Below are 25,020 nucleotides of genomic sequence, written 5' to 3' on the forward strand. Positions count from 1 at the left end.
AGTCAGTCCGAGACAGCGACGAGAGTTCGGCGTTCGCCGCCTTCAGTCGCTACGACCCACCGGTCATCGTGGCGCTCGACGACTGCCCACACGCCGAAAAACAAGTGTAACTCCAGTTCGAGACCGTTGACGCGTTCACCGGTCTCCTCGATACGGAACTCGCGTGTGTCGTCAGGTGACATGTTACCGCAAGGCTGCCGACGGGTCGGCCGTCGTGCGGACCGCGGTGGCCAGGTCGGGGGGAGCCGTCACTGTTCGAGGTAACCGTACGTTTCCTCCAGATAATCGATAATCCAGTCGACTGTCGACTCGTCGTACGTCCAGAAGCCGTAGAACTCGCGTGGTTCGCGCTCCTCGGCCAGCAGGGCGCACTTCTGGGTCGGGTCACCGCCGCCGTCGAACACGACGAACCACGAGTCGGCGATTTCGTCGGACCGCTCCAGATGCAGCGTGAACGTGCTGTACTCGGGCGGGTCAACGTCAGGGACGGCATAGGCATGAACGTCCACGTCGGTCTCGCCCAGCCGCTCGTAGAGGTCGAGTTCGCCCTGCAGGGTCGAGAGCGTCTGGAAGCCGGCGTGGAGAGTCCCCTGTCCCACCCGCCACGCGCGGTCCTCAATTTCGCGGGACGCGGCAGTCATCCGCTGGATAGACCACGAGGTGAACATCGTCTCGTCGAGGTGGTCGAGAATCGACGCGTACGGACTGTTGTCCCGCGTGATGTACTGACGGCCTTGTTCGAGCGAGTCGGTGAACGAAGTGAGACTCGCAGCTGCGATGACCTCCTCGTCTTCGCTGAGGGTAATAAACTCGCCCGGTCGCCCGCTCTCAGTCTGCTCGGTCTGAACCTGAACGTTGCGGTCTGCGAAGCGCTCGCGCAGGTCTTCGGCCGCTGTCGGCCCGGCGTTGAAGATAGTCAGCGTCTTCTGGTGGTCTTCGACGCCGGCGATGAGTTCCGTTAACGACATCCTCGACTGTACAACGGTATTCACTGTGTTAGTCGTTGCGGGAGGAGGAACGCGCATCGGTAATCACAGGCAAAAAGTGTCACAGAGATGTATAAAATGGGTGAAAGGATACGCAAAAACACCGACGAATCCGCATTTCGAAAACGGCAATCTGAGGTCCTGTGGCGAAAGATAACGATTAATGAGTGGTGATGTAGTGGAAAATCTTTAGTCATGGCCCCCCAACGGAATGGTACGGCACCAGAGCTGGGGCCGAGGATTTCACAATGACAGACAACGAACTAATCTGGCGAATCGCCGGTGGTTCCGGTGACGGAATCGACTCGACAAGCCAGAACTTCGCGAAGGCCTTGATGTGGTCGGGGCTGAACGTGTTCACACATCGTCATTACCCGTCGCGTATCCGCGGCGGCCACACGTACGTGGAAGTACGTGCGAAAGACGAACCGGTACAGTCCCGCGGGGACGGCTACAACTTCCTGCTGGCACTGGGTGACTCTTTCGCCCGCAACCCACAGGAAGAGGCCTACTACGGCAAAGAGGAGCTGAAACCGCTGTACGAGAACTTCGACGACCTCCGAGAAGGGGGCGTGCTCCTCTACGACGAGGGACTGCTCGACGACGAGGACGTCGACGAGATCGGTCTCGAAGAGGCCGCCGAGGAGAACAACTGGCACGTCGTCCCGATGGACCTGCGCGGTATCGCCAAGGAACACGGCCGCGAGATCATGCGGAACACGGCCGGTATCGGCGCGACCGCGGCCATCCTCGACATCAGCACCGACGAGTTCGAGAAGCTCATCAAACAGAACATGAGCGGCGACATGCAGGAAGCGAACCTCAACGTCCTGCACGACGCCTACGAAGCCGCGAGCGAACTCGACGTCGACCACGACATCGAGGTCCCCGAGGGCTCCCACGACGAGGAGCAGGTCATCCTCTCGGGGTCGAACGCCATCTCCTACGGCGCAATCGACGAGGGCTGTCGCTTCATCTCGGGGTACCCCATGACGCCGTGGACCGACGTGTTCACCATCATGTCCCAACACCTGCCCGAGTTCGGCGGCATCTCCGAGCAGGTCGAGGACGAAATCGCGGCCGCCGCGCTCGCCCTCGGTGCGTCCCACGCCGGCGTGAAGGCCATGTCCGGGTCCTCCGGCGGCGGCTTCGCGCTGATGTCCGAGCCCCTCGGACTGGCGGAGATGACCGAGACGCCCATCGTGCTCGTCGAAGCGATGCGGGCCGGCCCCTCGACGGGGATGCCGACCAAGCCCGAGCAGGCGGACCTCGAACACGTCCTGTACACCTCACAGGGCGACTCCGCCCGCGTCGTGTTCGCGCCGGCGAACATCCGCGAGTGCTATACGCAGACCCGCTCGGCGTTCCGCATCGCCTACGAGTACCAGATTCCGGCTATCGTCATCTACGACCAGAAGATACAGGGCGAACTCCGGAATCTCCCTGCCAGCCACTTCGACGAGGAGCCGAACGCCGACCCCGGGTCCGTCCTCACCGAGGAGGAGATTCAGGACGCCGCACACCACTCTTCCGGGAAGTTCCAGCGGTTCCTCCACGAACCCGAAGACGGTTCGAACGTCAGCCCGCGCTCCGTGCCGGGCCAGAAAGACGGCCGCTTCCTCGCGACAGGCAACGAGCACAACCCGTCGGGCCACATCAGCGAGGACCCCGAGAACCGCGTTGCCCAGATGAACCGTCGGCTCAACAAGCTCGACGACATCCGTGCTGATCTGGACGAAAACACGTCCCACCAGACCTACCACGGACCCGACGAGGCCGACTACGGCATCCTCGTGTGGGGCAGCCAGCAGGGGACCGTCTTCGAGGCTGTCGACCGGCTCAACGAGAACGGCCACTCCGTGAAGGCGCTCGGCGTCTCGGATATGGCTCCGTACCCGAAGGAGGAAGTCTCCGAGTGGCTCGAATCGGTCGACGAGGCGCTCGTCGTCGAGATGAACGCCACGGCCCAGTTCCGCGGCCTGACCCAGAAGGAACTCGGCAAGTACGGCGACAAGATGTCGAGCTTGCTCAAGTACAACGGCAACCCCTTCGAGCCCGCCGAAATCGTCGACGGGTTCGAGTCCAGCATCGACGGCGAGGAACTCGCCGCGAGCAACATGAAGTACCTACCCGCGGCAGGTGACTAACCTATGAGTGCATTCTCAGCAATCAACGAAGAACGCGAAATCGAGCGCGACGAGTTTACACCCGGCATCGAACCGCAGGCGACCTGGTGTCCGGGCTGTGGCGACTTCGGCGTCCTCAAGGCGCTCAAGCAGGCCATGCCGGAAGTCGGCAAGAATCCCGACGAGGTCGCGCTGTTTACCGGCATCGGCTGTTCGGGCAAGCTCAACAGCTACTTCAACAGCTACGGGTTCCACACCATCCACGGCCGCTCGCTGCCCGTCGCCCGGGCCGCGAAGCTCGCCAACCCCAACCTCGAAGTCATCGCGGCCGGCGGGGACGGCGACGGCTACGGTATCGGTGGGAACCACACCATCCACACGGCCCGTGAAAACCACGATATGACCTATATCGTGTTCAACAACGAGATCTTCGGGCTGACCAAGGGCCAGACATCGCCGACATCGCCGAAGGGCCACAAGTCCAAGACACAGCCCCACGGGTCGGCGAAGTCGCCGATTCGCCCCCTGTCCCAGCAGCTCAACGCCGGCGCGACCTACATCGCCCGGACTGCCGCCGTGAACCCGAACCAGGCCAAGGAAATCATCGCCGAGGCCATCGAACACGACGGCTTCGCGCACATCGACTTCCTGACCCAGTGTCCGACCTGGAACAAGGACGCGAAACACTACGTCCCGTACACGGACGTGCAGCAGTCCGATGAGTTCGACTTCGACGTCTCGGACCGCGCGGAAGCCGCGGAGATGATGCGAAAGACCGAGGAACGCCTCTACGAGGGTGAAGTGCTGACCGGACGGATGTACGTCGATGACAGTCGCCCATCCTACGGCGAGGAGAAGCGCCAGATCGGCGAGATGCCCGAGGAACCGCTCGCAGAGCGGTACTTCGACGAGGACGCGGAGTGGGAGCGGACCTACGACAACCTCCTCGAACACCACAAATAGGACTCGCTGCCGGACTGCGAATACCATCTCGAACGACGGTTTCCGGTTCGGAAGATATTTTTTCATGCACCGAAAAGATTAGTCCATGAGTGCCGAGTCTACGGAGCGTCGAATCCTGTCGGTCCTCGAAGAGGACGCACAGGCCTCGTACGCAGAAATCGCGGAGCGAGCCGACGTATCGAAACCGACAGTCCGGAAATACATCCAGAAGCTCGAAGAGGAGGGCGTCATCGTCGGGTACTCCGCCGATGTTGACCCGAAGAAGCTAGCAGGCCAGTCGATTGCCCTGGTCGGCATCGATATCGCGAGCGATTGCTACGTTGAGGCTACGCGGAACCTCAAAGAGATTCCGGAGATGGAAGAACTGTACACGTCAAGCGGTGACCACATGCTGATGGCGGAGGTCCGAGCGATGGACGGCGACTCGCTGGCGGATGTCATCGAAGACAAGATTCTCGCCCTCGACGGCGTTACCGCCGCACATCCGTCGTTTCTCCAGGAACGGCTGAAGTAACGGGTTTTTAGACGCTCCAGCGCTGACTGCACGGTATGCCTTCTCGGCTGGTGCTCGGCCTCGGGCCAACGGCCGCGGACATTCTCGACGCGATTAGCGGCGACCGCGGTGATCTGGCAGTCGTGACACAGGACGAGCACCGTGCTGAAACGCTTCGAGCGGATGGAATCGATGTCCACGAAGCCGACCAGGCCGATCCGTCTGTTCTCGCCGGTCTCGACATCCAGCCCGAAAGCGTCATCGTCGCCAGCGAGGACCCAGAACAGAACGTCAGCGCGGCGATGACCGCGCGTGACCGCTTTCCGGACGCGTTCCTCCTCGCTTACGCCGGGCACGGCGCGACGGTCGACCAGCGCGACCGACTCGACAGCGTGGCGGACCGGCTGGTCACGCCGGAGACAGTCATCACTGACTACGTTACCCAATCGGTCGGCGACGAAGGAACACGAGCCAGACAGCTCCATCAGGTGCTCCGGGACATCGACGACCATCTCGCCGTCGTCACGCACGACAATCCCGATCCTGACGCGATTGCTAGCGCTGTCGCCCTCGGCGCGCTTGCTGAACGGGCCGACTGCGAGGTGACAATCTGTTACTACGGGGAGATTTCGCATCAGGAAAACCGGGCGTTCGTTAACCTCCTCGAATTCGACCTCCGGAACCTCGATGCTGAGTCGCCGGACGAGCTGGAAGCGTTCGACGGCTTCGCCCTCGTCGATCACTCCAGAGCCGGTGTCAACGACCAGCTCCCGCCGGAGACACCTATCGACATCGTCATCGATCACCACCCGCCGCGTGTCCCAGTCGAAGCCCGCTTCGTTGACCTCCGCAGCGGCGTCGGGGCGACGAGCACCCTGCTGGTCGACTATCTCCAGCGGTTCAACGTCGACATTCCGACACCTATCGCAACGGGCCTGCTATTCGGCATTCAGGTCGACACGAAGGACTTTCGTCGGGAAGTCGCTGCCGCGGACTTCGAGGCCGCCGCGCATCTCGTGACAAACGCTGACATGGCGACGCTCCAGCGTATCGAAGACCCGAGTGTGAGTCCGGAGACGCTGTCAGTCATCGGCCGCGCGATTTCGAACCGCGAACAGGAGGGGTCAGTGCTCCTGACCGGCGTCGGCGAGATCAGTGACCGTGACGCGCTCGCACAGGCGGCCGACAGGCTACTTGATCTGGAAGGCGTCCATGCGACAATGGTGTACGGCGTCGTCGACGGGACGATTTACGCGTCCGCTCGGGCACGCGGCGCGGATATCGACCTCGGCGAGGCGCTCCGGGACGCCTTCGGGCAGATCGGGTCCGCAGGCGGTCACGCCGATATGGCGGGCGCACAGATCGACCTCGGGATGATTACCGTCGACGACCGCGAAGAGTCGCTGGCGGAAATCGTCCGATCGATTGTCTCCGACCGGTTTCTCGACGCCATCCAGTCGCGGTCCCACCGGCTGCTCGGCCGTGTCTATGCCCGCGCCGACTATGACGTGGCCGCGTTCACGGAGTCGACGGCGCTCAGACAGGACAGCGAAGATACCCCCGCGACGGCTGAAGACGCATCTGGGGAGGCCGGCGACGAGAGCACAACGGACTGGAACTCCGATGTGATGTTTCTGGAAAACGGTGACGAAGGCGGCAATGACGAGACAGAACAGGCAGCCGACGCGGCTGAACCGACAGACGACGAGTCAGAGCAGGAGGCGGACAGCCCGGAGACACTCATCGAACCAGATGACAACGACCGGTCGTAGGCGAGCCTTTTTTATTGCCGGTCGAGAACTCTGTGCCGATGGAGGACTCGAATCGGCCGACGGTCGGAGACTACATGACACGCGAGGTTGCCACCGTCGAGCTCGACGATACCGTCGGGGAAGTCGCCCGACGAATCGCCGATAACGACCACTTCAGCGGGTTTCCGGTGACTGACGGCCGCCGCGTCGAGGGGTTTGTCAGCGCACGTGACCTGCTGCTCGCGGAGGACCACGAGCCGATGTTCCGCGTGATGACCGACGATATCCTCGTGGCGCACCCGGACATGGCCGTCCAGGACGCCGCGCGCGTCATCCTGCGGTCGGGGATCCAGAAACTCCCAGTTGTCGACGACGCCGGCCACCTCGTCGGCATCATCTCGAACGCTGACGTGATTCGCTCTCAGATCGAGCGGGCGACACCGGGCAAGGTGGACAAGCTTGGCCGGACGCTCGAGAACATCCACGGCATCACGACACACGAAGGCCGCCGTGAGGTAGAGCTTGCCGACCTGACGCCGACACAGACGACAGTGTACGCCGACGAACTCGAAGGACGGGTGTACGAACTGGAGCGCGGACTGGCGGAACCGCTCGTCGTTATCGACAACGGCGGCGACCTCTTGCTGGCGGACGGCCACCACCGCGTGAAAGCCGCCGCACGGCTCGACATCGATGAGATGGACGCCTATGTCATTGTCCTCGATGAGACGGTCGAGCTTGGGATGGCCGAGACGGCCGCGGACTCCGACTTGGAGTCAATCGACGATATTGAAGTCGTCGACTACGCCCACCACCCGCTCGTGCAGACGACGGAGCGACTCCAGGACTAGTCCGGAGCGATGTGATTGACGCTAGCACCCCGCTTTCCCCGAACCTTCTTACTAAATCATGACATACACCGGAGTATGTTCGACGAGTCGGACCTCCAGCGCATCCGCGAGCGGAAAGACGAGTGGGAAGCCGAGACACTGGACCCCGTACTGGACGCCTACGGCGAGCGCAAAGAGCAGTTCGCAACGGTCTCAAACCTCGATGTAGACCGGCTGTACACGCCACTCGACGTGGATGACATCGATTATGAGGACGACATCGGCTTCCCCGGTGAGGAGCCGTTCACACGCGGCGTCTATCCAACGATGTACCGCGGCCGACAGTGGACCATGCGACAGTTCGCGGGCTTCGGGACCGCTGACGAGACCAACGAGCGCTTTCACTACCTCATCGATGAGGGCCAGACCGGGCTGTCGACGGCCTTTGACATGCCGACGCTGATGGGGATCGACTCCGACGACGTGATGGCCGATGGCGAGGTGGGCAAGGAAGGCGTCGCCGTCGACACGCTGGCGGATATGGAGCGGCTGTTCGACGGCATCGACCTCGGTGAGGTGTCGACCTCATTCACGATCAACCCTAGCGCTCCCGTTATCTATGCGATGTACATCGCGCTGGCCGACCAGCAGGGCGTCCCGCGTGAGGAGATCCGTGGGACGCTCCAGAACGATATGTTCAAAGAGTTTATCGCTCAGAAAGAGTGGGTTATCCCACCGGAGCCGTCGCTGAAACTCGTTACCGACACCATCGAGTTCGCCAGTCAGGAGACCCCGAAGTTCAAGCCCATCTCGGTGTCAGGATATCACATCCGCGAGGCGGGTTCGACGGCGGTACAGGAACTCGCGTTCACGCTCGCGGACGGCTTCGCCTACGTCGAGGACTGCCTGAGCCGGGGTATGGACGTCGACGAGTTCGCCCCACAACTCTCCTTCTTCTTCAACTCACACAACTCCATCTTCGAGGAGATAGCGAAGTTCCGCGCGGCCCGGCGCATCTACGCCCGCGTGATGGACGACTGGTACGGCGCGGAGGCCGACGCCAGCAAGCAACTGAAGTTCCACACTCAGACCGCCGGTCAGTCACTGACCGCTCAGCAACCGCTGAACAATATCGTCCGTGTGACGATTCAGGCCCTCGCAGGTGTACTGGGCGGCACTCAGAGCCTGCACACCAACAGCTTCGACGAGGCCCTGGCCCTCCCGTCCGAGCAGGCCGTTCGAGTCGCCCTCCGGACACAACAGATCATCGCGGAGGAGTCGGGGGCCGCCGACATCGTCGACCCGATGGGCGGCAGTTTCGCCATCGAGTCGCTGACCGACGAGGTCGAAGAGAAGGCGATGGCCTACATCAATCACATCAGGGACGAACTCGGCGACGGATCGGTCCGCGACGGCGTTATTCAGGGGATTCAGGACGGCTACTTCCAGCGTGAGATTCAGGACGCCGCCTACGAGTACCAGCAGCGCGTCGAGAACGAGGACGAGGTCATGGTCGGCGTCAACAAGTACACGGTCGAGGAAGACACCGAACCCGAGATTCTCACCGTCGACGAGGACGTACAGGAACGCCAGCGGGACAAGCTCGCGACAGTCAAGGCAGACCGCGACGACGCGGCCGTGGAGGCGGCGCTCGACGAACTGCAACAGGTAATCACTGACGGCGGGAACGTCATGCCAGTCATCATCGACGCGGTGAAAGCCTACGCGACGATGGGCGAGATTATGGCCGTCTTCGAGGCAGAGTACGGGAGCTATCAGGAGACAGCAAGCATTGCCTGACCGCTAGACTGTCCGCTCCATTGTTTCCAAGGCACAAAATCCCCTCATCACCCGCATCAGGCACACTGATACGACCCGAGTCCCTCCCGGTCGACAGATTCGGACCCGTTCAGGTTGGTCGACTCGGTCAGGACAATCAACTCCACGCGTTTCATCGCGTCGCCGTGGCTTCGGTTCCACCGCGAACACAGATACGTTGCGAGCGACCGTCGGAGGCTGGGTTCGTGACGCGCTGTCCCGAGGAACTTCTTCCAGCGCTGGTTCGGGAACCGGTCGGACACCTCCGGTGGCCGTGAGAGATTGACCGGCTCCCCGGCAAGCGCGTCGACCCGGTTCCCGGACTCCAGAGTTGCCGGGGCCGCGTACCACCACGTTTCCTGTGGCGGGTCTGGCGCGAACATGTTCCAGCTCCGGTCCTCGATTCTATCCGGCGTGCCCGTTGGTGCGGTGACAAAGCCGACCGCGACGGCGTTGAGAATCACAATCGCGACGATACCGAGCGTCGCTACCGAGCGCGTCGTCGTAGGGAACCAGATCTGTGACGGACCTGTCGTTGAATCCGGCCACCGCGGGCGCAACGCTTCGATTGCGTCGGGCCAGCGGTCTGCGAGCGGGTCCCAGAACGGCGTCGGCAAAAATAGTACCAATCCGAGAATCGAAACGAGCGGAAACACACCCAGGAGAAACGAGAGTGCCATGCAGATGTGGGCGGTGACGAACGCCGCGACCAGTCCAGTCCGATATCTTCCGGTCCAGATAAGCAACAACGGGGACCCCACGAGCAAGGCAAGCCAGAGCCAGTTTCCCAGGACCAGCACCGGGTCCCAGCCCGCAACCACGTCACCAAGCCGGATAGTGAGGTGGTCGAGCTGGAACGCGTACTGCACCGCAGTCCCTTGGTGCCAGTACGTACCACGAAGCTTCATGAGGCCGTTCGTCACGTACACGGCAAGCACTTGGAGGAGGATTCCTGCAGTGCCGGCGGTGGCGACCCGTGTCGAGGCGGACTCCGCCGACCCGTTTTCCCAGCCACAGCCGAGCGGGAGCAGGAGGCTCCAGAACAGTAGTCGCCGAAACAGCGTATCGCCGGCATTGAGGACGATGGGGTTCCGAAGCTGTATCGATACGAGCAGGACGAACGCGACGCCCGCACTCAGACGGGGTCGGTAGCCGACCACCAGCGCGAGGGCTGTGAGTGCTGTCAGTCCGAAGACTACTACCGGCAGCCAGACGGTCCCCCAGACAGCGAGCGGCGACATGGGCCCCAGAACTGGATACAGTTCAGTCAGTGTCGAGCGTGGGAGCGCGCCACTATCGGTATAAAACGCACCGATGTCCGACAACCGCAGCGCGATGTCGGTGAGGAGACACAGCCCGAGCACCACTCTGAACGCTGCAAGCGCACGTCGGTCGATAGCGATACGGCGGACCAGCCGCCGACGGAAGGCAATCTCGGAGAGCATCTGTGGGGAGGGCGACGAGACACTGACTTAGTGTCACGTATGCGACTAGAATCCGCTTTTTAGCCGGGCTGAATTAAACTAACGGAATGTAGGGCTCAGGCAACAAGAGACCGGACAGTCGCTATACACAGCGTGTGATGCCACACCGCCTCTCAGGACCCGGCCGCGTCGTCGATTCGCTCAGAGACGTATATGACGAGACCGAGCAACACGCCAAGTACGATACCGATGGTGACGAATCCGTAGATAGCGACGCCAAACGGCGTCGGCGGCAGTGCGATCACACCGAACAGTTCCGGTTCGAGGTCCTCCGGCCGGATGCTGCCGAGAACGAACCCCATCACTCCGGCAAGAACAACGATAGCAACGTACAGGCGAAGGACGATCTGTCGTCCAGACCTGGCCTCAACTTCGCTCATGTGGAATCAACGGCGCGAAGACGATTAGCCTTTTTCACTTCCACGCCGTAGCTATCCTATGTCACAGAAGGAGCTACTGTTTCTCGTCCTGACCGGAATTGCACTCATGATGTTCGTGACGGCTATGGTGCTCGTTTCCGGCGCAAGCTAACGGGCACTGTCAGTTCGGTCGTGGCTACGGATGAAACAAAAGCAGCGAAAACAGCGGGACGCTTACGAGTCGTCTTGTTCTTCCTGCCCGCCGTCGGCGAGTAGCGATGGGTCCTTTTCCGGACTGTCAGCTTCGAGCTGCTCGTCGAACCACTGGAACTCGCGGTCCAGCATGCCGTCGCGCTCGAGGTTCCACGGGTCGCCGTCCTCGACCTTCGGGCCTTCGAGCCAGGACTGGACGATGTTCCAGACGAAGAACAGCTGGCCGATAAACAGGATGACTGCGCCCACCGTCGCTGCTTGGTGGAACGTCGACACCTGCGTCAGTGGCGCGATAGCGCCGTCGAACTGGTAGGTGGCGTAGCGCCGGGGCATCCCCAGATAGCCCAGCGCGAGCATCGCGAAGAACGTGATGTTGGTCCCGACCATCGAGAGCCAGAAGTGCGCTTTGCCGAGGGTGCGCTGGTACATCCGGCCGGTGAATATCGGGAACCAGTAGTAGATGCCGGCGAAGGCCGCGAAGCCGATGGCCCCCATCACGATGTAGTGGAAGTGACCCACGACGTAGTAGGTGTCGTGGAGGATCAGGTCGACGGGGATGGAGGCGAGGAACACGCCGGTGACGCCCCCGATGATGAAGTTCGAGACGAAGCCGATACAGAACAGCATCGGCGTCGTCAGACGTAGGCGGCCGTTCCACATCGTCGTGATCCAGTTGAACGTCTTGACAGCGCTCGGTATCGCAATCGCAAGCGAGACGGCCATGAACGACGCCCGGAGCCGCGGGTCCATGCCCGTCGAGAACATGTGGTGGGCCCAGACGCCGAAGGAGAGGACCCCGATGGCGAGCGTCGAGTAGACGACGAACTTGAAGCCGAACAGCTTTCGGCCGGAGAACTTCGGCAGGATGAGGCTGACCAGTCCCATCGGCGGCAGGACAAGGATGTACACCTCAGGGTGGCCGAAGAACCAGAACAGGTGCTGCCACAGCAGCGGGCCGCCACCTTCGACGGCGAAGAACGTCGTCTGAAGGTTCCGGTCGAGTAGCAGCATCACGATAGCGCTCCCCAGCAGCGGGAAGGCGAACAGGATGAGCGCTGACTGGGTGAGGATCGTCCACGAGAAGATGTCGAGGTTCGCCCAGTTGACCTCCTCGTTGCGCTCCGTGAAGATGGTCGCGATGAAGTTGATCGCTCCCATCGTCGCCGCAACACCCGAGAGGTGCAGGCCCAGCAGCATCAGGTCGACGCCGGGGTTCGCCTGCTCGACCGATAGCGGCGTGTACATCGTCCAGGCCGTGCGGGCCGGCTCGATCATGTTGTCGGTCACCGGCGCGAGGAAGAATCCCGCCCAGATCAGCAGTGCCGCCGGCGGGAGGAGCCAGAACGCGATGGCGTTGATACGTGGGAACGCCATGTCGTCAGCCCCGATGAGCAGCGGGATGAAGTAATTCGCGAACGCCGCGATGATGGGCGTCCCGAACAGGAACAGCATCGTAATGCCGTGACTCGTCAGGATGGAGTTGTAGGCGTTGTTGCCAAGGATGGCTCCGGCGGGCGTGACGAGCTGGATGCGAATGAGCATCGCCATGATCCCACCGACGGCCAGGGCGATGACCGCGTACACCCCGTACAACAGTCCGATGTCCTTGTGGTCGACGGTTGTTAGCCAGCGAATGATACCTGCGGGCTTCTCACGGTTGATGACGGTCGTCTCGTCACCCGTGACGGCCCCACCACCCGCGAGCGGCGTATACGAACGCCAGTTCTCGACACGGGTGAGAAGCGCGGCGACGCCGACGAGGAGGACGGCCATCAGCCCCGTCAGCACAATATCTCCTGCTACCATAGTCGTCCTTCAGGACTGGGACATTATCAAAGGGTCGATTCCTGCAGCAACGACCATAAAATACGGCTTCCATCCCACATTGAAACCGCAAAAACAAGCGGCCACCGCACACGGTCACCCAGTGGCAAGCGCGGTCGGTCTTCGAAGCAGTCTGTCCGACGCCCTCCGCTCAGTCTTCGTGGCCCAGTTCGCCGTTCTCTTTCTCAGCGTTCTCGACGGCCTTCCCCGCGTAGTAGGTCAGGACGGCGAGCAACAGGAACATCGAGATAATCAGTGCGAACTGCATCCCGGAGAAGACGGGGTCGGTTCCGAACGCCGGGAACGCGGCGAACGCGACGATGAAGAAGAAGAGAATCCCGAGCGGGATGACGTTCACGGTGAGGTCGAGCAGGGTATCTTTTTCGAACCCGAACAGTGCCATGCCTTCTCGTTAGGGCAGGCCAGTAAATAGAGTGTTGGTTTCCGAATCGCGCTGGTGCCTGTCTCAGGCTGCGGTCTGTTCCATAACCGAAGCGACGCCGCCCATCCCGATCATCACCGCGCCCGCCACGGCGACGGCCACCAGCCGAGTGAACAGCGGCCCGGTCCCGACGTTCGAGAGCGCGATGTCGGCGGCCGGGACCTGCCAGACGGTAAACGCAGCGGCGAGGACGATAAGAACGACTCCGACTCCGAGCAGGGTCGGCCACGGCCGCTCCACGTACCCGGACTCGGTGAGGATACCGGCGATACTACCGCCGAACAGTATCAGGCCGAAAACAGCCACTGGAAAGAGTCCGACAAACACGCCAATTTCTGACAGTGCTAATCCCAGTGCGACAAACAGCGGCCACGGACTTGCGGTCGGATACTGGTCGCTTAGTCCCGGCTCCTCTACCATACCAGTTCTTGAGGCCGACTCGTCATATGTCCATCGGACCGCGCCCGTGGGCACAAACTATTTGTTCACCATCCGGCTTGGTGGGAGTAATGAGTACACGCACGGTCGAACGGGTCGACGGCTGGGAGTCGGTTCCGTTCGACGGCGGGTTCGCGGGCCTGCAGGACCTCGCCGGACAGGAGTTCTCCGGCGCGGTCATCGCGGGTCCGACGCGCCTGTTCATGTTGAACGGGACCGTCGTCGGCGTCCTCGACGGCACCATCGAGGATTTCGAGGACGCGTCGGGAACAGCCAAACGGTCACCGCACGAGGCGCTGCCACTGCTTGCAGTGATGCAGGAACGCGCCGACGAGGTGAAAGCACAGTACTACACTGAAGATACAGCGCTTGCAGAAGTCGACCAGACACTGTCGAGCGGGAACTTTACTGGCTTTATCGAACTCTCCGAAAACGTCCTCTCGGGCGACTACTACACCGTGTATCATCAGGGCCGTTCGATGAGCGTCGCGTGGGTCGGTAACTCGGATAAGCTGCTCACCGATGACGAGGCCTTCGAGACAGCCAACGATGAGGTCGGCATCTACGAGGTCATGCCGGTCGATATCGAGCCAATTGACATTCCAGAACCGCCGGACGACGGGGCGGACGAGCAGTCAGCAGACTCGGCGGCCGCCGGCGTCGACCCGCTTGACGCTGATGATAAGGCGGCTGTCGCCGACGAACCGGCCGACGCCGGTGCGGCGGACGCCGCGCCGGCAGGCGGGGCAGAGCCGGGCGGAACAACGCAACACGACCACAGCAGCGACGACCCGGTGGAGCCGTCCACAGACTCGGCCGGAGATACTGTAGCCGATGGAACCGACGATGCTGGACAGGCCCAGGCCGAGACAGAGTCGACACCGGACCGCGGCCCCGCAAGCGGCGGCCCGCCCGGATCGAAAGCTGCCGGTGCGAATCCGGGCCGGTCCCGCGGTCGGTCCGGGTCAGATGCGCAACCGAATGCGGACGAGAGGCCGAAAGCGGATAGCCGGCCAGACAGCAGCGCAACCGAGCGAGCGACGACGGAGACTGACACCGCGACACGGAGAGAACCCGACCACGACGCCACCGAACGGGAGACCGGAGTGCGTGAGACTGCCGGGGAGACCGAGCAGCAGCGACCGGCGACCGAGCCGTCACAGACACAGGAAACCCAGCACGCCAGCGCACGGAGCGCCCCGGCACAGAGTGACCAGGCGGCTTCGACAGACCGCCGCGAAGAGCCGGCAGAATCGAAACCGACCCAGCGCTCCGAGTCACAGCCGTCCCGGTCCGGGGCTGATACGGCAACTCCGACGCCCGAAGCCGGTTCTGGCGGGGCGAGTGGGGATCTAGAGACGCGCTCGGTCCCGTCGCTGGACCCGAACAAGTCCGGCGGTGCGCAGGAAAGCACAGCCACCAGCGTGTCACCCACGCAGACGCCACCGACGGGTGGGCAACAGGCGTCGGCACCACGACGTGACCAGCCGGCACAGGACGACTCGAAACCGTCGACCGACTCCAGCGTTCAGGGACCGGCACCGGCACAGGACAGCCGCGGCCCAGCCGAAAACGACCCACAGCAGGCCGAGGCACCGCAGCCACAGCCGTCGGCAGGGGACCAGCGACAGTCGCCTGCCAGCGAGGAGCCGTCACCACGCGAGCGAGAGCGTGTCGCGGAGCTCGAATCCGAACTCGAACAGCAAGCCGAGACGGTGTCGGAACTCGAATCTGAACTCACCGATCTGGAGGCAACGAACCGAGAGCTTCGAGACGAGCGCGACCGTCTGGAGTCGGAGCTAGCCGACGCACGGGCCGAAATCGACCGGCTGGAGGAACAACTCGACGAGCAGAACGACGCCGCCGCAGGTGGTGCCCGGCTCAGCGCCGGCGAGGCGATAAACGGGACGAACCTCTTCGTCAGGTACGATTCGAAGGGCAAGGCGACGCTTGAGGAGGCCAAGGATGGCGAGGCGAGCCGCGAGGAGGTCGAGGCGAACCTCAGGCTGGAGTATCACACGCAGTTCGAGGCCGAGGGCGCAACGGTCAACGGGACGCCTTTCGAGGAGTACCTCGAAGACAGCATCCAGTACCGCTTTGTTAACTGGCTCATCCGGAACCTCCTCTATGAGATTCGAGATACTGGCCATGCAGGGGCCATGAAGGACCTCTATGAGGGGCTTCCGGCCATCGACCGCGCCGAACTGAACGGCAACGTCACAGTGACCTACACAGAAGACGGGCAGGAGAACCGCTCGCAGGAACGGTTCGATGTGGTCGTCCGCGACCGGATGGGGAACCCGCTGGTCGTCGCAAACATCAACGACTCGCGCGAACCGGCCTCCGAGGGCCAGATGTCGGACCTCATCCGAAACGCCGAGCGGGTCGGTAACGCCTCCGGGTCGCTTGCGTCGGCGTTTCTCGTCACGAGCAGTTTCTTCGAGCCGGGCGCGCTCGAAACCGCCGAAGAAGCGACCTCCAGTGGACTGTTCAACCGCGATAAGCGAAAGAGCTTCGTGAACATCTCACGGAAAAAGGGCTTTCACCTCTGTCTGTTAGAAGCGAGAAACCAGGAGTTCCACCTGGCGGTCCCGGAACTCTGAGAAAGAAGCTTAGCCTTCGATTTCGGCCGCGTCTTCGATCTTCATACCTTCGAGCTTGTCGATGATCTCGTCGACCTTCTCGTCGAGGTCGTCGACGAACTCACCGGTCTGTTCGGTCGTGATCGCACCCTGGCTGGAGGGCTCGATGAGGTTCTCCTCTTCGAGAACGCGCAGGGAGTACCGCACCTTGTGGTGCGGGTAGCCGGTTTCGTTGGACATCTTCACGATACCGATAGGCTCGTTCTCGATAACCATGCGAAGCACCTGCAAGTGGCGCTCTAGCATGTCAACTTCCTTTTCAAGCCTGTCTATCATGGCAATTGTTAACTTGTGTTTGCGGTATTTAAAGGTTCTCCCTCGGATAATCGCTACAACGTTGATACGTTCGAACAGGGGTGTCTTAAAACCGTCGTAACGATTCACATGGGTACTGCTCACGAGCGTGATTTCCGGACCGTAATCTGTTTATCACGGTGGCTGGAAGGTGCGTGCGATGACCGTAACCATCGTCGGCTCACAGCTCGGCGACGAAGGAAAGGGCGGCATCGTCGACCTGTACGGCGACGACGTAGACGTCGTCGCGCGCTATCAGGGCGGCGACAACGCCGGCCATACCGTCGTCCACGAGGGCGAGGAGTACAAGCTCTCGCTGGTTCCGAGCGGAGCCATCCGCGGCAAGGTCGGCGTACTCGGCAACGGGTGTGTCGTCAATCCGCGAACGCTGTTCGACGAGATAGACACGCTTCAGGAACGCGGCCTCGACCCGGACGTTCGCATCGCTGAACGAGCACACGTCATTCTCCCCTTCCACCGCGTGCTCGACGGCATCGAGGAGGAAGTAAAGAGCGAAACGGATCAGGAAGTCGGAACGACAGGTCGGGGTATCGGTCCGACCTACGAGGACAAGGCCGGTCGGCGCGGTGTCCGCGTCGGCGACCTGCTTGACCCGGACGTACTCAGGGAGCGCCTCGAATACGTCGTCCCCCAGAAGCGGGCCGTCGTCGAGGACGTGTACGACCTCGACGTCGACGAGCTTGACGACCCGGACGCCTTCGACGTGGACGCCATCTTCGAGGAGTTCCGCGAGTTCGGCCGCCGCTTCGAGGCCGAGGACATGACTGTCAACGCTGGCGCGTTCCTCAGCGCGACCATCGACGAGGGCCAGAACGTCATGCTTGAGGGCGCACAGGGAACCATTATCGACATCGACCACGGGAACTATCCCTACGTCACCTCTTCGAACCCGACGGCCGGTGGCGCGGCGACCGGGACCGGACTCAGCCCCGGCGTCGTCGGCGACGGCGAGGTTATCGGTATCGTGAAGGCGTACCTCACCCGGGTCGGAAGCGGCCCGCTCCCGACCGAACTCGGGGGCGTCGCCGGCGATACGCCCGGCTACGACGAGCAGGGCGAAGGCGAAAACGAGGAGCTGGCGAACTACATCCGCGAGGAGGGGGGCGAGTACGGCACCGTTACCGGCCGTCCGCGACGCGTCGGCTGGCTCGACCTGCCGATGCTCCGCCACTCCACGCGGGTCTCCGGCTTCACCGGCCTCGCCATCAACCACCTCGACGTGCTCGCCGGCCTCGACGAAGTGAAGGTCGGCCACAGCTACACGCTCGACGGCGAGCAGTTGGCGTCGATGCCCGCGACCACCGAGCAGTGGAAGCGCTGTGAAGCCAATTTCAAGTCCTTCGACGGGTGGCCCGAGGTCGACTGGGCGGACGCCGCCGACGAGGGGTACGACGCGCTGCCGGAGAACGCGAAGGCCTACGTCGAGTACATCGAGGACGAACTCGACACCCCGGCCTACGCCATCGGCGTCGGCCCCGGCCGCGGTGAAACTATCGTCCGCGAGCATCCGTTCTAGCAGGCGCTCCGTTCTGACTCGGCGGTCGAGTTCACACACGAGTACCCGGCGACGGGGCGATACCGCTGGGAGAGCGGCAGACTTTTGCGACCGCCGGTCTTGGTCGAATGTATGAAAGAGGACCTGATGGAAATTATCTGCTGCCCTCTGGACAAGCACGACCTCGACCTCGAAGTGACGGAGCGCGACGACGGCGAGATCCTGTCGGGCGAACTCGTTTGCACCGAGTGCAGTGAGACGTTCCCCATCGAGGACGGCATCCCGAACCTGCTCCCCCCGGACATGCGCGACGAGGCACCGGCCTGAACCTTTTTTTCCTCGCCACGCGGAGTCACGTCCGTGCCTGACTCCCTGCCCGTGCACCTCAACCGGACGGACATCCACAGTCTGGAAGTTCCAAACGAGTTCGACGCGACAGGGAGTTTCGACGTTCGATTAGTCAACCACGGCGAGGCCCTGCACGTCCACCTTCATCTCGACGACTCGCTCTCTTCTGTCGCGTCGCTCGACGCCACAAACCACCACGTACGGGCCGAAACCGATCGGTTAGTCAGAGTGACCGTTGACGGTGACGGGCCAGTCCGTGGCAAGCTAAAGGTCGTGACCGGATATGGCGCCGAGACCCGGTACATCGACATCTATATTCCGGAAGGTGGGACCGAGAACGAACCGGTCATCGTCGACGACGAGCTGTCGAAGCCACAGCCGAAACCGGCGGCAGAATCAGCGTCCGACCTCGAAGACCTGTCTGCGGGACCGATACTGGCGGCTGGCGGTTTCACCGTCCTGATTGCGGGACTCATCACGCTGGTGCTCACCGAGAGCGTGCTATTGACAGTCGTCGCTGTACTCGCGGTCACAATCGTCATAGGACTCCTCTCCGTCGCCGTTCGCCCGACCTGACGCGCCGCTACTGTTCCGTCTCGACGCCGCCGAGGTTCCCCTCGTCGTCGAACAGCTTTGCTCGCAGGAACCGTGTCCGGTACCGGTTGGCTCCCTCGTAGATATCGGCTTCACGGATGTCGTCTGCCTCGCCGTCTGCGACGGCATCGATGATATCCTCGATCTGTTCTTTCTCGCTGGGCGTGAGTTCGAACTCGTAGGTCTGGGCTTGCTCGCCTTCGAGCTTTGTCCACTTGCGCGCGCCGGCGATGACAAGCGAGCAGGGCTCCCGGCAGGGAAACTCACCTGACCCGCCGTCGACATCGAGTTCTGTCTCCTCGTCGTACTGCCACTCCCGGCGTTTGAGACACTGGGAATCGTCACAGCAGGCCTCGGCGACCCAGTTGACGTGTTCGTAGCCGTCACCGCGGTCCCAGGTCTTGACAACGCCGTAAATCCCGGTCTGGCGGTCGACGGTGTCCCGCCAGTGGGTCACGTCGAGGTCCCCCTCCTGTTCCCGGTGCCAGTTCGCGATGGTCGCCGGGTAGAACGCGTCGACCGTCGTGACGAACTCGCTCGCCGATAGCTCGGGGAACGCCCACCCGGTCTGGAGCGACGGCGCGGTCTTGAGCGGGCGGTAGCCGCCGTCGTCGTCGTGTTTCGCAATTTCGCGTGCGTCGAGGGGGTCGTCGTACTCGTCGAGCGCGCTGGTTCCGACATCGGCGTCGGCGCGGTGCCGGATGCTGTATGTCCGCGTTCCGTCGGAGAGCGTAACGGTCAGGTGCAGTTCCCCCCAGGTCGCGGACACCCCGTCGGCGAGCGCGTCGTAGCGCTCGGCCACGTCTCGCTGCTCTGCCCCTTCGAGCCAGCGGAGGAACGCCCAGCGGTCCGCCTTCTGGGGCGCGGTGGCGTGCCAGAAGTACCAGTTTCGGACGTACGGTGACTCCGCCGCTACCGTCCGAAGCGTCTCCTCGTCGATGCCGCTGTGGTCCACATCCGGTGTTCGGAACGTGTACCCGTCACTCTCGTGGGTCACGTGGAGGTCGTCGAAGGCGATGCCATCGGGGGCAGTTGCCACCAGCGCGTCCACGTACTCGCCGTCCATACTGGAAAACGGTACTCGGTCGGCAAAAGTCGGCTGGTTCCGGCCAGCAAGCGGCGTAATCAGTTCCGGTCTCTGACCTGATAGCGGCAGTCGGCGACCTGTCAGTCGCCGGTCGCGGGCGTCGCGCCGCCAGTCTCCTCGCGCACCTGCTCAATGGCGCTGCTCACGTCGGCTCCTGCGTCAGCGGCCCGTTCAAGTACCACGTCAGCCATCAGTGGTTCCGTGCCGACCGCGCCGGCGTACCAGATGTCGTGGCCCTCGACGGTGGTCGGCACGTCGTAGCCGGTCCGGTAGTCGTCGGTCAGCCCCATGTCCTCGGGGATGTCCTCCTGTGTGTGGAAGCCGTCGGCGATAAACAGCGGCACGACGACGATGTCGTCGCTCTCGAAGTAGTCCGCAACGTCGTCGACTTCAGGGTCCTCGTCCATGAACAGCGACTGCACCTCGTCGAAGCGGTCCCGCGCGCGGATGCGGTCGGCATGGTACTGGATGGCCTTCGCGGAGTTTTCGTTGCGCTCCGTCCCGTGGCCGACGACTGCCAGACCGAACCCTTCGCCAACATCGGGATCGCCGGTGACAGACTCCGCTCGCTGGACGATGACATCGCTCATCGAATCATGCGTTCCGACCGGGCCACAGTAGTGGACCGTCTGGGCCGTGTCCTCGGCGGCCAGCGTCGCGTTGGTCGCGCTCGTCCCGTCGGAGTCCCACAGCTCGGGGTCCCAGTCTTCGAGTCGGAACTCCCGTGGGATGACCTGCTCGGTGAAGTAGCCCTCCGAAATGAACAGCGGGACCAGATACACCTCCTCGGCGTCGACGGTCCGCAGGGCCTCCCGGAACGACGGTTCCTCCTTCCAGAAGGACTCACGGACCTCGGAGAACGCGCCCGTCGCCCGAATCGTGTCGGCGTGGTCGTAGGTGGGCGTACTCGACTCGGCGTTCAGATGGGAGCCGTGGGCCGCGATAACGAGTGCTTCGTCCATGCACTTCGGTTGGGGCGAGTCGTCCTTAGGGCCTTCGTTGCCCTGTACAGATAGCCGGCGAGCTGTGCAACATTGCGCGCCGAAATGTGTCTTTGCCGCCCGATTCCGCCCGATCACAGCCCGAACAGGAGGACGTAGAACAACAGTCCAGCGGCCGCAAGCAGTGCCGCGTGTCCCAGCGCGCCGGCAGCGACGACGATGCCGCCGATGATTCGCTCCGCTGCTCCCAGGGGCTGTCCGAACGCCTTCCGCTCTCGTTGTGCAATCGCCATTGTCTTTCCCTCGTGTAGAGAGCGGACGCCGAGGGGGACAAACCCCCCGGCCTGTTCTCACTCGCTGGGAGTGGGGCCGCAGTTCTGAGGGGATAGCGCGCCCGTGTGTCGGTTATGGCCCGACACGGCCTGTCCCGTACCCGTGGTCGCCCGCCGGCGATAGAACGACTTTTGCCCGCGCCGGGCGTGGCCGACGCCAATGTCACTCGCCGCCGCGACCAGGGACGCCGTCCGCGAGCGCCCGTTTCTCTACGACGCACTTCGAGCGGGCGTCGTCAACTACACGGCCGCCGCGCGCACGCTCGAAATTGACGGCGATGCGGAAGCCGTCGCGACCGCCCTCCGACGGTTCGCCGAGGAACTGGACGACAGCCCGGCCCACGACAGCGACGCCCGCGTCTCGATGCAGAGCGGGCTGGGTCGGGTCGAATCGCCCGACGCTGTGTCGGCTATCGTCTTCCGAGTCGGGGACGCCGCCTTCGCCGAGGGCGCTGGCTCGCTAACGGGCATCGTCGCTACCGGCGACCTCTCGCCGCCGGCGCTGGCCGAGGTGCTGGGCCGCCTGCGGGCGGCGGACGTCGCGGTCGAGGCCGCCGGCGTCACCGACGACGCGCTCGTCGTGGTAGTGGGTCGCCGTGCGGGACCGGACGCGCTCCGGATGGTTGAGGCGGTGGTGCAGGGATGAGTCGCCTTCCGACGGCTTAAAGCGGGCGGACGCAGTTCCTCCCGGTAATGACGCTTCGCGTGACGAACACGTTGACCGGTGAGAAAGAGGCCTTCGAGCCGCGCGACCCCGATTCTGTGTTGCTGTACTACTGCGGGCTGACGACCTCCGACCCGCCCCACCTCGGCCACGCGCGCGGCTGGGTTCATGTCGACGTGATGGCCCGCTGGCTCGACTATCTGGGCTATGACGTCCACCACGTCGAGAACTTCACCGACGTCAACGAGAAAATCGTCGCCCGCGTCGGCGAGGACGGCGATAGCGAGGCCGACGTGGCCCGCCACTACGTCCGGCAGGTCATCGACGACATGCGCTCGCTCAACCTCGGCCGCGCGGAAGTGTACCCCCGCGTCTCAGAGCACGTCCCCGAAATCATCGACCTCGTCGAGCGCCTCGTCGAGAGCGGCCACGCCTACGAGGCCAACGGCTCCGTCTACTTCGACGTGACAAGCTTCGAGGACTACGGCAAACTCTCGAACCAGTCCGTCGAGGACATCGAATCACAGGGCGCGGACACCGAAGGCGAGAAGCGACACCCGGCCGACTTTGCGCTCTGGAAGGCCGGCGGCGTCGACCCCGAGGACATCGCCGAACATCAGCACCCAGAGGCCGCCCCGGCCGAGGAGGCCTGCCAGACCGCACAGACCTGGGACTCTCCGTGGGGTGAAGGCCGACCCGGCTGGCACATCGAGTGCTCGGCGATGTCGATGACACACTTAGACGAATCCATCGACATCCACGTCGGCGGGCAGGACCTTGTCTTTCCCCACCACGAGAACGAGGTGGCCCAGAGCGAGGCCGCGACCGGCGAGCAGTTCGCGAAGTACTGGCTCCACGTCCGCCTGCTGGAGACCGAGGAGGAGAAAATGTCCTCCTCGCTTGGCAACTACTTCAGCGTCGCCGACGCAGTCGAGGAGTTCGGTCCCGACGTGCTCCGGACCTTCCTGCTGTCGACGGCATATACTTCGCGGGCGACCTACAGCGACGAGACTGTCTCGGAGGCCGAGGAGCGCTGGGACCGCCTCTCCCGGGGCTACGAGCGAGCGGCTGAAGCCTGCGACGATGTGGACGCCCACGCGAAAGTGACCGACGAGACGCTTCGGGATGCTGTCGACGACGCCCGCTCGACGTTCGAGGCCGCGATGAACGACGACTTCAACACGCGGGAGGCGATGACCGCACTGCTGAACCTGACCGCTGCGGTCAACACGCACGTCGACGGCCGCGACGAGTACGACTACCGGGGGCTCCGGCGCGCCGTCGAGACGTTCGAGGAACTGGGCGGCGACATTCTGGGGCTGTCCTTCGGCGAGGACGGCGGCGGCGACGTGTCGCTGGCCGGCGACGTGGTCGACCTGGTCCTGACAGTCCGTGAGCAGGAGCGGGACGCCGGCAACTACGAGCGGGCCGACGAACTCCGCGACGAACTCGAAGCCCTCGGCGTCGAGGTCCAAGATACTGATCACGGGCCGACATATCGAATCTGATATTTCATATCCAGATTGCGTATTTAGGACATTCTAACACGCCTCACTACGATTTTATATACTATTAGTTCGTTTATATAATTGTTATGAAATACGTACCAACTACTGTCGGTTTCACCCGGATGATCGTCTCTCTCATGCTCGTTGTTGCCGCGGTCGGCGCGGTCGCATCCCCCGTCGCCGCACAGAGCGACCAGCCCGACTGGGCCGTCCAGATGTTCGAGGACATGGGACCGATGGTCGAGACGTACAACGCGAACGTCGACCCGGAGGACTTTGGCTTCATAGCTGGTGAGCTACAAGGTGAGAAGGTGAACCTCGTGGTGGACGACCCCGCGAACGGAACCGAAGCGTCGGTGTCGTTCAGCATGAACAACGCCCTTCAGATGCAGGAACTGGCGCTTGGCACCCGTGACGACGCTACTATCCAGATGAACACGGACAAGGCGACGATGGACCGAGTCATCGCGTCGAACAACCCCACTGTGGAATTCAAGAATGCCGTCACCGCGGGCGAAATCAGCGTCTCCGGTATCGGCCTCTTGGGCGGCGTCAAGTGGTACGCGATTAACGTGGTCGCCGACGTCCTCCGGGGCATCTTCGGCTGACGCGGCCGACGCCCAGCGGCCACAAAACGTTTTCCCGTACCGGACAGTGCTTGGAAGTAGATGGTACGCCGCTTGCTCCCCGTCGCCGTGGCGCTCCTTCTCGTGACCTCCGGCTGTGTCGGGCTCATCACCGGCGAGACGGTCACCTTCGAGGCCTCGCCCGCGACCGTTTCTGACAGCACGCTCGACTCGACCGGATACGAACTTAACAACGCGACACAGGCGAACGTCACCCGCGACGTGACCGTCGCCGGGCAGGACCGGACGGTGCGGCTCGTGACCGAGCGCAGACAGTACACCCGGAGCGGCTCCCTGCTCGGCGTCGAGGTCGTGGAGCTGTCGCGGTTCGTCGTCGTCTCCGTTCCGAGCGCGACCGTCGCCGGCCAGACGCTCAACCCCGCCGCCGACTGGGCGAACCGGCGGGTCCTCGAAGCGGTCCAGGGCCAGACCGGCAGCATCGACGACGTCGAGTCGGCCGGGAACCGGACGGTCCGGGCGCTGGGCGCGGACCGCCAGGTCAGCGAGTACACCGGCACGACCGAGGTGGCGGGCCAGTCCATCGACGTCCGCCTTCACCTCGTCAGCTTCCAGCACGAGGGCGACATCGTCATCGGCGTCGCCGTCCACCCCGAGAACGTCGACGAGACCGACGCCGTCGACGACCTGCTGTCCGGCCTCCAGCACGGCGGCGACTGATGGGCTTCGGGATGCAATGGGGCGGCTTCGGACGCCGGCGGCCTCGGGCATACCCTTTTTATC

The 25,020-nt window shown here is 63.2% G+C and carries 25 protein-coding genes; 14 read left to right on the top strand and 11 right to left on the bottom strand.

Annotation, left to right across the window (positions count from 1 at the left end; translation table 11 throughout):
- Positions 1 to 2: 2 nt before the first annotated feature.
- Positions 3 to 182 carry a hypothetical protein gene (locus tag DVK00_RS19900; RefSeq protein ID WP_121538563.1) on the bottom strand — a complete coding sequence of 60 codons (180 nt, stop codon included), beginning with the start codon at positions 180 to 182 and terminating at the stop codon, positions 3 to 5.
- Between the two features lie 66 nt (positions 183 to 248).
- Entirely contained in the window at positions 249 to 968 is a 720-nt protein-coding gene (locus DVK00_RS19905) for a DICT sensory domain-containing protein (protein ID WP_053969434.1), read from the bottom strand.
- Positions 969 to 1,234: 266 nt separating this feature from the next.
- Here DVK00_RS19905 and DVK00_RS19910 point away from each other — a divergent pair, with 266 nt between their 5' ends.
- The 6 genes from DVK00_RS19910 to DVK00_RS19935 all read left to right on the top strand — a co-directional run bounded on the left by DVK00_RS19910 (position 1,235) and on the right by DVK00_RS19935 (position 8,949).
- On the top strand, positions 1,235 to 3,133 hold the full coding sequence (locus DVK00_RS19910; protein ID WP_101350339.1) for a 2-oxoacid:acceptor oxidoreductase subunit alpha: 1,899 nt from the start codon (positions 1,235 to 1,237) through the stop codon (positions 3,131 to 3,133).
- Positions 3,134 to 3,136: 3 nt separating this feature from the next.
- Entirely contained in the window at positions 3,137 to 4,075 is a 939-nt protein-coding gene (locus DVK00_RS19915) for a thiamine pyrophosphate-dependent enzyme (protein ID WP_101350340.1), read from the top strand.
- Positions 4,076 to 4,160: 85 nt separating this feature from the next.
- Positions 4,161 to 4,589: an HTH-type transcriptional regulator LrpA1 gene (lrpA1, locus tag DVK00_RS19920; protein ID WP_004591923.1), complete on the top strand. Its 429-nt coding sequence runs from the start codon at positions 4,161 to 4,163 to the stop codon at positions 4,587 to 4,589.
- Between the two features lie 35 nt (positions 4,590 to 4,624).
- A complete protein-coding gene (locus DVK00_RS19925; protein ID WP_121578429.1) occupies positions 4,625 to 6,340 on the top strand; it encodes a DHH family phosphoesterase in 1,716 nt (571 codons plus the stop codon).
- Positions 6,341 to 6,378: 38 nt separating this feature from the next.
- A complete protein-coding gene (locus DVK00_RS19930) occupies positions 6,379 to 7,170 on the top strand; it encodes a CBS domain-containing protein (RefSeq protein WP_101350342.1) in 792 nt (263 codons plus the stop codon).
- Between the two features lie 75 nt (positions 7,171 to 7,245).
- Entirely contained in the window at positions 7,246 to 8,949 is a 1,704-nt protein-coding gene (locus DVK00_RS19935) for a methylmalonyl-CoA mutase family protein (RefSeq protein WP_101350343.1), read from the top strand.
- A gap of 56 nt (positions 8,950 to 9,005) precedes the next feature.
- On the opposite strand, the gene DVK00_RS19940 is transcribed toward DVK00_RS19935, so the two are convergent.
- The 5 genes from DVK00_RS19940 to DVK00_RS19960 all read right to left on the bottom strand — a co-directional run bounded on the left by DVK00_RS19940 (position 9,006) and on the right by DVK00_RS19960 (position 13,709).
- On the bottom strand, positions 9,006 to 10,412 hold the full coding sequence (locus DVK00_RS19940; protein WP_233560853.1) for an HTTM domain-containing protein: 1,407 nt from the start codon (positions 10,410 to 10,412) through the stop codon (positions 9,006 to 9,008).
- A gap of 152 nt (positions 10,413 to 10,564) precedes the next feature.
- Positions 10,565 to 10,831 carry a hypothetical protein gene (locus DVK00_RS19945; RefSeq protein ID WP_004516272.1) on the bottom strand — a complete coding sequence of 89 codons (267 nt, stop codon included), beginning with the start codon at positions 10,829 to 10,831 and terminating at the stop codon, positions 10,565 to 10,567.
- A gap of 213 nt (positions 10,832 to 11,044) precedes the next feature.
- Entirely contained in the window at positions 11,045 to 12,829 is a 1,785-nt protein-coding gene (gene ctaD / locus DVK00_RS19950; RefSeq protein WP_101350344.1) for a cytochrome c oxidase subunit I, read from the bottom strand.
- A 169-nt stretch (positions 12,830 to 12,998) separates the two neighbouring features.
- Positions 12,999 to 13,250 carry a DUF6684 family protein gene (locus DVK00_RS19955; RefSeq protein ID WP_053969440.1) on the bottom strand — a complete coding sequence of 84 codons (252 nt, stop codon included), beginning with the start codon at positions 13,248 to 13,250 and terminating at the stop codon, positions 12,999 to 13,001.
- 63 nt (positions 13,251 to 13,313) lie between these two features.
- Positions 13,314 to 13,709 (bottom strand): hypothetical protein, encoded by a 396-nt coding sequence (locus DVK00_RS19960; RefSeq protein ID WP_101350345.1) that lies wholly within the window; start codon positions 13,707 to 13,709, stop codon positions 13,314 to 13,316.
- Between the two features lie 89 nt (positions 13,710 to 13,798).
- On the opposite strand from DVK00_RS19960, the gene DVK00_RS19965 reads away from it, so the two are divergent.
- Complete coding sequence (locus tag DVK00_RS19965) at positions 13,799 to 16,330, top strand: hypothetical protein (RefSeq protein ID WP_121578430.1); 2,532 nt, start codon at positions 13,799 to 13,801, stop codon at positions 16,328 to 16,330.
- Between the two features lie 9 nt (positions 16,331 to 16,339).
- On the opposite strand, the gene DVK00_RS19970 is transcribed toward DVK00_RS19965, so the two are convergent.
- Positions 16,340 to 16,645 carry a hypothetical protein gene (locus DVK00_RS19970; RefSeq protein ID WP_004516266.1) on the bottom strand — a complete coding sequence of 102 codons (306 nt, stop codon included), beginning with the start codon at positions 16,643 to 16,645 and terminating at the stop codon, positions 16,340 to 16,342.
- Between the two features lie 178 nt (positions 16,646 to 16,823).
- On the opposite strand from DVK00_RS19970, the gene DVK00_RS19975 reads away from it, so the two are divergent.
- From DVK00_RS19975 to DVK00_RS19985, 3 genes are all read left to right on the top strand, one after another.
- The gene (locus tag DVK00_RS19975; RefSeq protein ID WP_101350347.1) at positions 16,824 to 18,200 is read left to right on the top strand and encodes an adenylosuccinate synthase; all 1,377 of its coding nucleotides are present in this window, start codon (positions 16,824 to 16,826) and stop codon (positions 18,198 to 18,200) included.
- Positions 18,201 to 18,311: 111 nt separating this feature from the next.
- Entirely contained in the window at positions 18,312 to 18,506 is a 195-nt protein-coding gene (locus DVK00_RS19980; RefSeq protein ID WP_004516264.1) for a methytransferase partner Trm112, read from the top strand.
- Positions 18,507 to 18,557: 51 nt separating this feature from the next.
- Entirely contained in the window at positions 18,558 to 19,103 is a 546-nt protein-coding gene (locus DVK00_RS19985) for a hypothetical protein (protein ID WP_121578440.1), read from the top strand.
- A gap of 7 nt (positions 19,104 to 19,110) precedes the next feature.
- Here the strand turns inward: DVK00_RS19985 and DVK00_RS19990 are convergent, their stop codons facing one another.
- From DVK00_RS19990 to DVK00_RS21895, 3 genes are all read right to left on the bottom strand, one after another.
- Complete coding sequence (locus DVK00_RS19990; protein ID WP_121578431.1) at positions 19,111 to 20,187, bottom strand: DR2241 family protein; 1,077 nt, start codon at positions 20,185 to 20,187, stop codon at positions 19,111 to 19,113.
- 101 nt (positions 20,188 to 20,288) lie between these two features.
- The gene (locus tag DVK00_RS19995; RefSeq protein ID WP_121578432.1) at positions 20,289 to 21,170 is read right to left on the bottom strand and encodes a CbiX/SirB N-terminal domain-containing protein; all 882 of its coding nucleotides are present in this window, start codon (positions 21,168 to 21,170) and stop codon (positions 20,289 to 20,291) included.
- Positions 21,171 to 21,283: 113 nt separating this feature from the next.
- The gene (locus tag DVK00_RS21895; protein ID WP_198560173.1) at positions 21,284 to 21,442 is read right to left on the bottom strand and encodes a hypothetical protein; all 159 of its coding nucleotides are present in this window, start codon (positions 21,440 to 21,442) and stop codon (positions 21,284 to 21,286) included.
- Positions 21,443 to 21,641: 199 nt separating this feature from the next.
- On the opposite strand from DVK00_RS21895, the gene DVK00_RS20000 reads away from it, so the two are divergent.
- The 4 genes from DVK00_RS20000 (at position 21,642) to DVK00_RS20015 (ending at position 24,957) form a co-directional block, all read left to right on the top strand.
- Entirely contained in the window at positions 21,642 to 22,127 is a 486-nt protein-coding gene (locus tag DVK00_RS20000; protein ID WP_121538553.1) for a hypothetical protein, read from the top strand.
- Between the two features lie 47 nt (positions 22,128 to 22,174).
- Positions 22,175 to 23,653, top strand: a complete 1,479-nt coding sequence (gene cysS / locus DVK00_RS20005; RefSeq protein ID WP_121578433.1) for a cysteine--tRNA ligase — start codon at positions 22,175 to 22,177, stop codon at positions 23,651 to 23,653.
- Between the two features lie 86 nt (positions 23,654 to 23,739).
- Positions 23,740 to 24,261 carry a hypothetical protein gene (locus DVK00_RS20010; RefSeq protein WP_121578434.1) on the top strand — a complete coding sequence of 174 codons (522 nt, stop codon included), beginning with the start codon at positions 23,740 to 23,742 and terminating at the stop codon, positions 24,259 to 24,261.
- Positions 24,262 to 24,321: 60 nt separating this feature from the next.
- On the top strand, positions 24,322 to 24,957 hold the full coding sequence (locus DVK00_RS20015) for a DUF6517 family protein (protein ID WP_121513422.1): 636 nt from the start codon (positions 24,322 to 24,324) through the stop codon (positions 24,955 to 24,957).
- Positions 24,958 to 25,020 lie beyond the last annotated feature (63 nt).

Origin of the sequence: Haloarcula sp. Atlit-47R, from assembly GCF_003665985.1 — an archaeon.
GTDB classification, from domain to species: domain Archaea; phylum Halobacteriota; class Halobacteria; order Halobacteriales; family Haloarculaceae; genus Haloarcula; species Haloarcula taiwanensis.